The organism is Synechococcus sp. R55.8 (assembly GCF_047461895.1).
Taxonomy (GTDB): domain Bacteria; phylum Cyanobacteriota; class Cyanobacteriia; order Thermostichales; family Thermostichaceae; genus Thermostichus.
This window is the reverse complement of record NZ_JANSIB010000059.1, coordinates 1-11,386: the sequence shown is the minus strand read 5'-3', so window position 1 is coordinate 11,386 and position 11,386 is coordinate 1. Positions and strand designations below refer to the sequence as shown.

12 protein-coding genes are annotated in these 11,386 nt (G+C 59.6%); 7 read left to right on the top strand and 5 right to left on the bottom strand.

What is annotated here, in order from left to right; all coding sequences use genetic code 11:
• The coding region (locus tag NW829_RS07430; RefSeq protein WP_414416785.1) for a hydantoinase B/oxoprolinase family protein at window positions 1-1,694 on the top strand (1,694 nt) is incomplete at its 5' end.
• Here NW829_RS07430 and NW829_RS07425 read toward each other — a convergent pair.
• Window positions 1,631-2,023, bottom strand: a complete 393-nt coding sequence (locus tag NW829_RS07425) for a thioredoxin family protein (RefSeq protein WP_041437173.1) — start codon at window positions 2,021-2,023, stop codon at window positions 1,631-1,633. The two genes, NW829_RS07430 and NW829_RS07425, sit on opposite strands and share 64 nt — an antisense overlap.
• A gap of 34 nt (window positions 2,024-2,057) precedes the next feature.
• Window positions 2,058-2,798, bottom strand: a complete 741-nt coding sequence (locus NW829_RS07420; RefSeq protein WP_414412908.1) for an NnrU family protein — start codon at window positions 2,796-2,798, stop codon at window positions 2,058-2,060.
• 68 nt (window positions 2,799-2,866) lie between these two features.
• On the opposite strand from NW829_RS07420, the gene psb27 reads away from it, so the two are divergent.
• Together psb27 and NW829_RS07410 are read left to right on the top strand one after the other, a co-directional pair.
• A complete protein-coding gene (psb27, locus tag NW829_RS07415; RefSeq protein ID WP_414350230.1) occupies window positions 2,867-3,268 on the top strand; it encodes a photosystem II protein Psb27 in 402 nt (133 codons plus the stop codon).
• A 223-nt stretch (window positions 3,269-3,491) separates the two neighbouring features.
• The gene (locus NW829_RS07410; RefSeq protein ID WP_414416787.1) at window positions 3,492-3,956 is read left to right on the top strand and encodes a YHS domain-containing (seleno)protein; all 465 of its coding nucleotides are present in this window, start codon (window positions 3,492-3,494) and stop codon (window positions 3,954-3,956) included.
• 24 nt (window positions 3,957-3,980) lie between these two features.
• Here the strand turns inward: NW829_RS07410 and NW829_RS07405 are convergent, their stop codons facing one another.
• The 3 genes from NW829_RS07405 to NW829_RS07395 all read right to left on the bottom strand — a co-directional run bounded on the left by NW829_RS07405 (window position 3,981) and on the right by NW829_RS07395 (window position 6,638).
• Entirely contained in the window at window positions 3,981-4,796 is an 816-nt protein-coding gene (locus NW829_RS07405) for a sensor histidine kinase (protein WP_414412907.1), read from the bottom strand.
• 87 nt (window positions 4,797-4,883) lie between these two features.
• Window positions 4,884-5,750 (bottom strand): peptide chain release factor N(5)-glutamine methyltransferase, encoded by an 867-nt coding sequence (gene prmC, locus NW829_RS07400; RefSeq protein WP_414416784.1) that lies wholly within the window; start codon window positions 5,748-5,750, stop codon window positions 4,884-4,886.
• Window positions 5,751-5,783: 33 nt separating this feature from the next.
• Window positions 5,784-6,638: a Tic22 family protein gene (locus NW829_RS07395; protein ID WP_011432600.1), complete on the bottom strand. Its 855-nt coding sequence runs from the start codon at window positions 6,636-6,638 to the stop codon at window positions 5,784-5,786.
• 497 nt (window positions 6,639-7,135) lie between these two features.
• On the opposite strand from NW829_RS07395, the gene NW829_RS07390 reads away from it, so the two are divergent.
• The 4 genes from NW829_RS07390 to NW829_RS07375 all read left to right on the top strand — a co-directional run bounded on the left by NW829_RS07390 (window position 7,136) and on the right by NW829_RS07375 (window position 11,331).
• A complete protein-coding gene (locus tag NW829_RS07390) occupies window positions 7,136-7,327 on the top strand; it encodes a hypothetical protein (protein ID WP_011432601.1) in 192 nt (63 codons plus the stop codon).
• Between the two features lie 145 nt (window positions 7,328-7,472).
• Window positions 7,473-9,986, top strand: a complete 2,514-nt coding sequence (locus tag NW829_RS07385) for a DUF3656 domain-containing U32 family peptidase (RefSeq protein ID WP_414412905.1) — start codon at window positions 7,473-7,475, stop codon at window positions 9,984-9,986.
• A gap of 164 nt (window positions 9,987-10,150) precedes the next feature.
• The gene (gene ilvN, locus NW829_RS07380) at window positions 10,151-10,675 is read left to right on the top strand and encodes an acetolactate synthase small subunit (RefSeq protein ID WP_414374441.1); all 525 of its coding nucleotides are present in this window, start codon (window positions 10,151-10,153) and stop codon (window positions 10,673-10,675) included.
• Window positions 10,676-10,692: 17 nt separating this feature from the next.
• Window positions 10,693-11,331 carry a hypothetical protein gene (locus tag NW829_RS07375; RefSeq protein WP_414412904.1) on the top strand — a complete coding sequence of 213 codons (639 nt, stop codon included), beginning with the start codon at window positions 10,693-10,695 and terminating at the stop codon, window positions 11,329-11,331.
• Window positions 11,332-11,386 lie beyond the last annotated feature (55 nt).

Here is an 11,386-nt window from a genome sequence, read left to right as displayed (position 1 = left end):
TCGCCGTACCCTTGACCGCTGGCAGCGTCGTTTGCAGTTCTGGCAAGGGATCCGCAGGGTGGCCGTTTGGCTGCGGCGCAGGCTTTGATTGGAGAGGTATGGATAGCAACCGTCCTGTCTCCAACCCCATCCGGTTGCAGGTCATGGCCAACGCTCTGGCGGGGATTGCCGAAGAGATGGGGGCGCGCCTCATCCGCGGTTCATACTCGGCCAACATCAAGGAACGGCGGGATTGCTCCACAGCTCTGTTTGACGCGCAAGGGGCCTGTATTGCCCAGGCGGCCCACATCCCGGTACATCTGGGAGCCCTCTCGGAGGCGGTGCGGGCGGTGGTGGCAGCCGACCCCTGCCCTGGAGATGTGTTTGTCCTTAACGATCCCTACCAGGGGGGATCCCATCTGCCGGACGTCACGGTGGTCGCAGCCATTCCCGGCTGGCGGGATCCCGACCGGATTTGCGCCTATGCCGTGAACCGTGCCCATCATGCCGACATTGGAGGGATGCGCCCCGGCTCCATGCCCGCCGACTCCAGCGAAATCTGGCAGGAGGGGCTGGTGATCCCGCCGGTACGGCTGGCTAGGCTCTCTCTGGAAGGAGCGTTGCACTGGCAAGAAGATCTGCTGCGCCTAATTCTGGCCAATGTGCGCAATGCCGAGCAGCGGCGGGGGGATTTGCAGGCCCAAGTGGGGGCCAACGGGGTTGGGGTGAGCCGGTTTCGGGAGCTGCTGGCCCGCTTTGGAGAAGAAGAGGCTTGGCAGTTGATTGCGGGGGTGATCGAATACAGCCGCCGACGGATGCGGGCGCAGATTCAGGCTTTGCCAGATGGGATCTACACGGCTGAGGATTGGTTGGAGGGCTACGGGGATCCGCCCGCGCCCCTTGAGATTCGGGTGCAGGTGGAAGTAGAGGGCGAGAAGCTGCGGGTGGACTTCACCGGCACTGCTCCGGCCATGGCGGGAAACCTGAACGCGCCCCTGGCCGTCACCCGCTCGGCGGTGTTGTTTGCCCTGCGCTGTCTGTTGGATCCCACGGCCCCCAGCAATGTCGGCTTGGAGGATCCCATTGAGATCGTGGCGCCGCCCGGCTGCTTGGTGAATGCCCAGTTTCCGGCAGCAGTGGTGGCGGGCAATGTGGAAACCTCGCAGCGCATTGCCGATGTGGTGTTCAAAGCTCTGGCTCCCGTGGCCGGATTGCGGAGCATCGCTCAGGGGCAGGGCACCATGAACAACTGTGTGCTGGGCAACCGCCACTTCACCTACTACGAAACCCTGGGAGGTGGTCAGGGGGCCAGCCGGCAACGACCGGGTTTGGACGGAGTGCATGTGGGCATGAGCAATACCCTCAACACCCCCATCGAGGCTCTGGAGCTGGAGTATCCCCTGCGGGTACTGCGCTACGAGCTACGCCAGGATTCCGGCGGCCATGGCCAACAGCGGGGCGGCTGGGGGCTAATCCGCTCCATCCAGACTTTGCAGGATTGCACCCTCTCCCTGCTCACCGAGCGGCGCCACTATGCCCCCCAAGGAGAACAGGGAGGCGGTCCAGGCCAAGTGGGGATCAACCTCCTCAACGGGGATCCCTTGCCTGGCAAAATCAGCCGCTCCCTAAAAGCCGGCGACGTGATCACCCTCTACACGCCGGGCGGCGGGGCTTGGGGCTCAAACGAGGATGAGCAGGCTCCCGAACCCAGGTAGCGCAGGTGGTCAAGAAACAACTGCTCGCAGCGGCGAAGCACCTCATCGCGGCTGGCGAAGTGCTCCAGCCTTTGCACTTCTTGACCTTTCTCAAACAAAATTAGGGTTGGCAAAGAGCGCACCCGATAGCGGCGCGGCAGCCAAAAATTGTCGTCTACATTCACCCGCAGTACTTTGACCGCCCCTCCCCACTCGGCTACGAGACGGTCGGTAATCGGCTGAATGAAGCGACACAGGCCACACCAAGGGGCGCCGAAATCCACCAAAACCAACCCATCACTTGTCAAAAGTTCTTGATTAAAAGCATCTAAAGCAACTTGCAAGGCCATCACTCCCAAACTAAAGAAGTTCTTTGGGATCATGCTACCAGGCAACTCGGCTGGCTGCAGAAACCATTTGGGGATGGAAAGCATAAAGAATCAATACAAAGCTGAATACCCCCAGATAGGCCCAGCGAAAAAACTCTTGGGGGCGCAGTTGCTGTCGCTTCTGCAGAATGGCCAAGCCGGGGATCACGGAGGTGCGCGCCTTGAGATCGCGGAAGGCCTGCCCGTATTTCCGCTCCAGGCGGTGATCCCCGTGCCAAACCGCAAACAGGTGGTAGGCAATGAGCCCAAGCGAGGTCACCGCCATAAAGCTGGAGCCAATCCACAGGGAATGGGCCACACACCAGATCACCTGGCCCACCATTTGGGGATGACGGGTGATGCGGATGATCCCGGTTTCAAACAGGTGGATCTCCGGCTTGCGAATGGCGGCGATCTCCAGCAAGTTGAAGGTGGCCGGATACAAAAAGAAAAAAGAGAGGGCAGACAAAAGAGCAACGGTGGTGCGAATGCCTGGGACGGCTTGGAGATCCCAGAGAATCACCCCGTCGTAGCGGTGGTTGAAAAAATAGATGAGCAACAGCGGTGCCAAACTGAGGCTCACCAGAGCAAAGAAGATGCGGTACAGACGGGATCCCAGCCGGCTTTCCCCCCAGGGTCGCAAGTAGGCCAGTCCGCTGTGAGCACAGGCAAATCCCAAGATTAGGGCCAGCATTGTCCAATGGGATCCGTACTGGCCCAGCTTCTGCAGAAAGTCGCTGAAGGGGGTGAACAGCATCTTTTGGGTGACTCCTCTTCCGGTGTTGCTGTGGCTTATGCTTAAAAGTAAGTTACATTAGGTTCCCCATGCTCAAAACTTTTTTTCTGCGTCTTGTCAGCCTGCTCCTGTCTGTAGCCCTTTTGCTGGGCTCAGCGAGCTCAGTTGCTCAGGCTGCCCGTCTCACCGGCAAGTATTACGAAGACAGCATGACCCTGATCCAAACCCTACGCACCGTCCTTTCAGAAGGGGATCCCCTGATGAACCCGGAAGAGGCGCGAGCGGAAGCCATGCAGGCCATCCAGGAGTTTTCTGGGCGCTACCACGGCCATCGCTACGACAAGCTGCAGTCTTTTACCACTTTGCGCACGGTGTTTAATACGCTGGCCTCCCAGTACCGCACTTCCAGTCGACCTCTCAACCCCGAAAAGGTGGAGCGGGTGCTAATGCAACTGGATCGGGCCGAATTAGCCCTGCGCCGAGAAGGTTGAGCTTTTTTAGATCTCCGAGATCCAAATCACAGGCAAATCTCCTCGCTGTGGCCAAACTGTTCCCAGTCCCCGGAAGCCAGCATCTACTCAGATGTCTTTTGTCAGATGTCTTTTGGAACCTGAAGGGGAAGAGTAAGGCTTTCTTGCTCATTTCGATTTTCGATTGAGGACTTGGGAGGTTGTGATGGTCAAAAATCGTTGGGCTTTGATCCCGCTGCTGCTGATGGTTGGGGCTGTTGCTTCTCACCCAGCTTGGCTCCTGTCTCTCCCAGCCCAAGGACAGGTCGTTGGGGCTGTCGAGGAGGGATCCCCGGGCCCCTTTTTTGCAACGGATGGCCTGGCCCTGCGGGGCTATGACCCGGTGGCCTATTTCATCGACGGCAAGCCCGTCAAGGGATCCCCAGAGTATGAATGGGAGTGGGGAGGGGTGACCTGGAGGTTTGCCAGCGCCGACAATCGAGAGCGGTTTCGCAACAACCCAGAGCGCTTTGCCCCCCAGTACGGCGGGTTTTGTGCCTGGGCCGTGGCCCACAACTACCTTTACCCGGTGGATCCCTTTGCCTGGAAAATCGTCGATGACAAGCTGTACCTGAACGCCAACCGGCGGGTACAGCGTAACTGGGAGCGCGACATCCCCGGCTTGATCAAGAGGGCAGATGCCAACTGGCCAGCTTTGAGAAGCCGATAGGCCCAAGTCCCTCTGGCCTGGGGTTCAATGGGCGAGGCGCAGGGTCACCTTGATGCCAACTCGGTAGGGGCCGCTTTCGCAGAGTTCCAGCTGGCCTCCCATTTCTCTCAGGAGCCGCTCGCTTACCCGCCAGACGGCACAGCCCTCTGTTTGAATGGGCACATGGCATCGCCCCTCAAGGTTCCACCCCAGGCACAGTCGCCCCTCTTCTTCTGCGGTGGGATAGGGGTGCAAAGCCATCGAACCGTAGCGTAGGGTGCGGATGCCCCAGCGACACACTCCCAGAAGCGCCTGTACCAAGCCGTGGGGATCCGCCCAAACGGTGAGGCTATCGGGGAGAAGGGGCACCTCAGAGGCTGGGGCTGGTTGTAGAACCGGCCATTCGTAGCGAATGCCCTGATCCTGGGCTTGTAGGCGAGTTAGGCTGTACACATCCTGCAGGAGGGGGCGTAGTCGGGTCGGTTCCGGTCGCAGAGGTTGGATGGGCAGGTCATGGCGAGCCAGGCGGGTGTATTCCTCAAGCAGCTTGATCAGGCGCTCTACCGCCTCTTTGGCACTTTGAAGGTATTCCCGCTCCTCTTCGGGAGAGTCACATAGATCCGACAACACCAACTGCAGGGATCCCATCTGGCTGCTGAGGGGATTGCGCAGCTCATGGCCGATGCTGACGAGCAACTCTTGTTGAAAGGCCCGCATCACCTCAGAGCGTTCAAAAGCAAACTGCCAATCCACGGCCCCTTGCCCGTCGGCAGGGGCGGCCTGCTGTAAGGGTGGGTCGGGTTTGGCTGTAGGCGAAGGCTCCCTCAAGAAGTGCTCCTGGCGAAGGACAGGGGATCCCATCCGTGCTCAGATCTCTGGGCTCGGAGCTTTAAGTTTTGGACAGTTCCGGCTCCGGCGATACCCCATCTTATGGGATCCTACCCTTTTCTATCCGACGAAGTGGGCGCTGACCACCCGTTCAATCCCGGCCAGATCTCGGTGAACTTGGATCTGCCGATAGCAGCCTCTAGCTTGCAACTGCTCCGCCACCCAAGGGGCTTGGCCTCGCATCACTTCCACCGCCCAAAAGGAGTTCGGGGCCAAGTAATCCGGTGCTGCTTGAATCAACAGCCGCAAGTGGGCTAGGCCATCTTCTCCGCCATCCAGAGCCTGTCGTGGCTCGTGCAGTCGCACCTCTGGCATGAGCGAGGCCAGCTCAGCAGAGGGAATGTAGGGAGGGTTGGAAACCAGGCCGCGCAGCTGCCCCCGCCAGGGATCCAAGGGCACAAACCAGGATCCCAGCAGCAACTTCACCCGCTCCTGCAGATGGTGGGCTACCACATTGTCTGCTGCAATAGCCAAGGCCTCTGGGCTGGAATCCACGGCCAGAAGCCGCAACTGGGGGTGCTGATGGGCCAACGCAATGGCAATCGCCCCGCTGCCTGTACCCAGGTCGGCAAAACAGGATCCCGGCGGCAGAGGATTGGCCTGTAGCCAAAGGGAAGCCTGCTCCACCAGCAGCTCGGTCTCCGGGCGTGGGATCAGCACCGCCGGCGTCACCCGCAAGCTCAAGCCCGCCCACTCAACTTTGCCCAACAGGTACTGTAGGGGGATGCGCTCTTCCACCCTTTGCCGCCAAAGGGCCTGCACCTCCTCCAGGGGATCCCCCTCCCCAGCCGGAGCGCGACCCATCAGCCGCTCCAACGGCCCCCACTCCAGCCGTTCTTTGAGCAAAATGTCCACTTCCTCGGCAGGGATCCCAGCCGCTTTTGCCGCCCTCAGGGCTTGGGCACGCCACTCTGTTAACCGCTTCACCAGAGCAGACGGGGATCCCATCAGGGGCTTAGGTTAACGCTGAGGCTGGGGACTTGCAGAAGGATTGGCAGGCCGGGCCAGCGATTGGATGTACTCCAGCGCCGAGCGAGAGGGGATAAAAGCGATCTTCTGCACATCGGCCTGTGCGTCGGGGGCCAGCATACGCTCTACCACAATGGCCAGCGAGGTCACTTCAATCTGGGTTTTCCCAACCACATCCGGGTTCTGCGCTGCCGCCCGATCCAAGGCCCTCCGCAAATCGTTGCGGTCGAAGAAGAAGGGTACCACCTCATGGCCATCCTGCTCGATGGTCAGCAGCCCCTCTCCGGAGCGGCCATAGAACAGAGGCACACCAATCGCTTCTGCAGGCACATCTTGACCGGTTTCCTTCAGCACCTGCTTGGCTGCTTCCACATCAGAAGCCCGAGGCACCACCTCAAAATACAGGTCACTATTCTTGGCGCGCTCCTCTTCCGATTTTTCGTAGGCATACCCCAGCGAGAGAGGCACCACCCGGGCTTGACTGGCTATCTCGGGGTTGCTGGCTTTCACCTGCTCCAACACTTGCTGGGCTTGGGCCTGATCCAGCCAGAAGGAAACCACTTGGATGGTGCGGCCATCCCGCTCCACATTGGCGACAACGGGGGTGCCGTTCTGAGACACAATGGCAAAAACAGGCACCAGATTTAGCCGCTCCGCCACCTCTTGCCGGCTCATGGGGCCTGCGGCTGCCTGAGCCAGTAGGGCATTCTCCTGAGCCCAAACAGGAGTCACAGCCAAACCCCCCCAAGCTGTTCCGATCAGGATCCCGGCTACGCCGCCCACCTGAGCTGCACAGCGGCAGAGGGAGCGCACAGGCGATACTACATTACAACGCGTCATTCTCATCTCAACTCCCGGCATCGCGCCTTGTTCTGGTTGCTATGGGGTCAGCTTCCTAAGTACTAACCAACAGCCTGGGGCAAATCAAAAGCTGCCTAGATTAAACCCGCTCAACAGGGCTTAGGCTAGCGATGCGGCACACTCTCAGCCTTAGGATCCCGGTTGGCCATCGCTGACAACACCCCGGCACACCTATCTTGAAGAGCGCTCTTGGGCCACCCTAGCAGCCAAGGTTAGAACATCTGCTCGACCTCTGTCGAGGGGCAAAGCCCCTATTTTGGGTGGGGATCCCGCATCACCCAATACTATATACGGAGTCGCATACAACTGATCCACGCTAGATGCAGATCCCTCCGAGGGTTGTGTACCCAGCTCTCCCATAAAACGCTGCCTATTCCAGCCTTGTTCGGCGGTGTCCTGATGTAGCCGCGCAAACGTGGCAGCTGCTGTTAACTTTTGTTAAGGTAGGGGTGCGAACCCACAGCTGTAGGGAGCATTGAGTCATGGCTAAGATCTTCACCGCTGAATTCAACCAATTTGAGACCATCAACGCTACTCAGGCCTGGTCTTTGTTTTTCACCATCAGCGCTTCCGATCGGCTGCTGGGTGACAACCCGGCTGTTGGCCGCTACCTAACGTTGGCTTTGTTCAGCGCCGTCCTCACCGGGATCCTGAATGTGCTGGTGGCTTCTTAGCTAGACCCTTTGCGGACGGAACGAGTTTTTTGTTAAGAGGCCGCCGGCAGAGGCAGCTTGACCTGAGACAAGGGGATCCTGCTCTCAGGTTTTTTGATTTTGAATGGGAAAGGATCCCTTGTTCTCTTTGTGGGGCTGTCTTCCGATGAAAGCTGCTGGGATAGATTTCGCGGAAACGGATCACTTTGAGGCGCCGCCTCTGACCACCAAGTTGCCCCTGCTGCTGGCCCCGGCGGGGGATTGGGAGTGTGCCAAGGCGGCAGTGGAAAACGGAGCCGATGCCATTTACTTTGGGCTGGAGCGCTTCAACGCCCGGATGCGCGCCCGCAACTTTACGGAAGCGGATTTGCCGGAACTGATGGCCTGGCTGAACCGGCGGGGGGTACGGGGCTATGTTACTTTGAATACTCTGGTTTTTCCAAGGGAGCTGACGGAAGCCGAGGGATACATCCGCTCGATGATTGCGGCGGGGGTGGATGCGGTGATTGTGCAGGATATTGGCATCGCCCGCCTGATCCGGCATCTTTCCCCCGATTTCCCCATCCATGCTTCCACGCAAATGACCATCACCAGTGGAGTGGGAGCGGAGTTTGCCGCTGAGCTGGGCTGTGAGGTGGTGGTGCTGGCGCGGGAATGTTCCCTCCAGGAAATCGCCCAGATCCAGGCCTATCTGCAAGAGAAGGGATCCTCCCTATCTCTGGAGGTCTTTGTGCATGGGGCGTTGTGCGTGGCCTACTCGGGGCAATGTCTGACCAGCGAGGCGCTGGGGGGGCGTTCGGCCAATCGGGGGGAATGTGCCCAAGCCTGCCGCATGCCCTATGAGCTGGTGGTAGACGGGATCCGCCGCGACTTGGGGGAGAAGCGGTATCTGCTCAGCCCTCAAGATTTGGCCGGGCTGGAGGTGCTACCGGAGCTGGTGAAGCTGGGGATCCGCTGTCTGAAAATTGAGGGCCGGCTGAAATCCCCAGAATATGTAGCCAATGTAACGCGGGTGTATCGGCAGGCCTTGGATGCGCTGGGAGCGGGGCAGCCGTGGCAGCCCTCGCAACAGGAACGCTACGAGCTGGAGATGAGCTTTTCTCGTGGGCTCTACACAGGCTGGCTGCGGGGCATCAACAACCAGGAGCTGGTGCACGCGCGGTTTGGCAAGAAACGGGGGGTTTACCTGGGGCAGGTGGTGGGGATCCAACAGGATCAGGTGGGGATCCGGCTGGAGGCACCCCTCAAAGCCGGGGATGGCGTGGTGTTTGACCAGGGGCAGCCGGAGTTGCCGGAGCAGGGGGGGCGAGTTTACCGGGTGCAAGAGAAGCAGGGGCTGGCCTGGCTCAGCTTCGGAGAGGGGGTCATTGATCTCAAACGTCTGCGGGTGGGGGATCGCCTCTGGAAGACCAGCGACCCGGAACTGGAAAAGCGCCTGCGCCAAAGCTACGCCGGGGATCACCCCCGCTTTCAGCGGCCCGTCCACATGGAGGTTCACGGCCAAGTGGGATCCCCGCTGACGCTGATCCTGCGGGATGAGCAAGGCCATACGGTGCAGGTGGATTCGCCGCTGCCCCTGGAAGCTGCCCACCGCCAACCCCTCACCACCGAAAAACTGCGACAGCAACTGGGCCGTTTGGGCTCCACTCCCTTCAAGTTGGGATCCCTGCACAATGCCTTGCAGGGGGAGGTAATGCTGCCGGTGAGCCTGCTCAACCAGATGCGCCGACAAGCGGTGGAACGCCTACAAGCTCTGCGAGCTCAGCCCCCGCGCTGGCAACTCAATCCCGAAGCTCGCTGGCAAGATCTGGTGCCTTCTCAGGAGGAGCCCGAAAGGGGATCCCCGCAGTTGGTGGTGTTGGTGCGGGATCCGGCGCAACTGCCGGCGGCGATAGCCAGCGGTATTAGGCAGATCTATCTGGAGTTTGAGGATCCCCGCCGCTATCGGGAGGTGATCCGCACAACCAAAGCCGCCCATCCCGAGGTGGAACTGTGGGTCGCTCCGCCCCGCATCACCAAGCCAGGAGAAACCTGGATCCTAAAGCAAGTGTTGGCCGCTGGGGCCGATGGCTACTTGGTGAGAAATTACGATCATCTCCGTTTCTTTGCCGGGCAGCGCTGCATTGGGGATTTTTCCTTGAATGTGGCCAATCCCATCACAGCCTACTATCTCAAAACCCGTTACAACCTGGAGCGCCTGACGGCTTCCTATGACCTCAACCATGAGCAACTGGGATCCCTGCTGCAAGCCGGCCCCGCCCATAGGTATGAGGTTACCCTTCATCAACATATGCCCCTGTTCCACATGGAGCACTGCGTCTTTTGCGCCTTTTTATCCAGCGGAACGGATTACACCAATTGTGGTCGCCCATGTGAAAAACACGAGGTGAAGCTGAGGGACAGGGCCAATGTCGAGCACATTTTGAAGGCCGATGCCGGCTGTCGGAATACCCTCTACAACGGCAAGGCCCAAACGGGGGCAGAATATGTGCCGAAATTATTGGCCTTGGGCCTGCGCTATCTGCGCATCGAATTTTTGCATGAATCCCCCGCCGAGATCCAACAAACCCTGCACCGCTATCAGCAACTCCTACAAGGTCAACTCAGCGGATCCCAACTGTGGCAGGAGCTGAAGCTACACAGCCAATTGGGGGTTACGCGCGGGTCTTTGGAGAGTTAACGGCTGCGCTGTCTTTCTCTAGGGCGCCGGCTCTGCAGCTGTGCTCCGACCGGAGCAATGCGAAAAACATTCCGGCAAAGTTGGCGTAAAATTTCCTCAGGGTATTGTTATTCCCAGGTGCTTCCCCAACCTCTTCTCAGCTTTTTCTCTATCCTCTGGTTGCCGTGAAACACACCCTCAGCGCCCTCGTGCAGGATCAGCCTGGCGTTTTAACCCGCATTGCGGGGATGTTTGCCCGTCGCGGCTTTAACATCGACAGCCTCACCGTTGGCCCCACCGAACGACCGGGGATCTCTCGCATCACCATGGTGGTGCAGGGAGATGAACACGATGTGGAGCAGATGACGAAGCAGCTCTACAAGCTCATCGACGTGCTGAAAGTAACCGACATCACCCATGTTCCCTGTGTGGAACGGGAGCTGATGCTGGTCAAAGTTAACGCCAGCCCCGATACCCGCTCCGCCATTATGGATGTGGCCCAAATGTTTCGCGCCCGGATTGTGGATGTGGCGGAGGAGTCTTTGACTCTCGAGGTAACCGGGGATCCCGGCAAAATGGTGGCCATCATCAAGATGTTGACCAGCTTTGGCATCCGTGAGATCGCCCGTACCGGCCTGGTGGCTCTCACCCGCGAGTCCGGCGTGAATACGGAATACCTGAAGCAACACCCCACCTTAGTTACCATCTGATGGCCCCAGGAGAAGCGATGCCGAAGTCGGGGTGGAGGGGCCAGGGATCGGTTCTGCGGGGCACGATTAGCCTTGTGGCTATTGTGCTGGTGGGGCTGCTGGCCGGCTGCGGCCCTAGACCGCCAAAGCCGATTGTGCAGCAGGCCCTCGCCTATCAGATCGCTCATTTGTCCGGGCCGGTGGGATCCTTGGTGGGCAGTGACCAGCTAGCAGCCCGCCTGCAATTGCAGGATGTGAAAATCCGCCAGGATCGCCGTGAACCCTTGCTGTTGGCCTCAGGAGAAACCCTGGAAGGCCATCACCTCAGCGGCACCTACACCCTAATCGTGCATCCGCCGGGATCCCGCCGCCCCTATCGCCGCAAAGGGGATCCCTTCCAGCTCACCCTGGCCCACCAAAAGGCACAAACTGTTGCTACACAACGCTCGCCCGACCGCGTCAAAACCGTGCCCGAACGGTGGCTGCTGGCCTACAGCTCACCGGATTCCAAGACTTGGGAGGTCATCGACTTTCTGCCTCAGCCCGCACCGGCACCGGAGTTGCCTCCTGCCGGGCCAGAACCTACACTGCCGGCAACTGCACCTGCTGCCGCCGACGTCGGCAGGACGGAGTCCGATGGAGCTCCCAGCCCTACCAATACTTCTACTCCCACCTGAAGTAGAGCATGACTCTAGTCAATAATAAGCTCAACTATACTGAAAATAATGTATA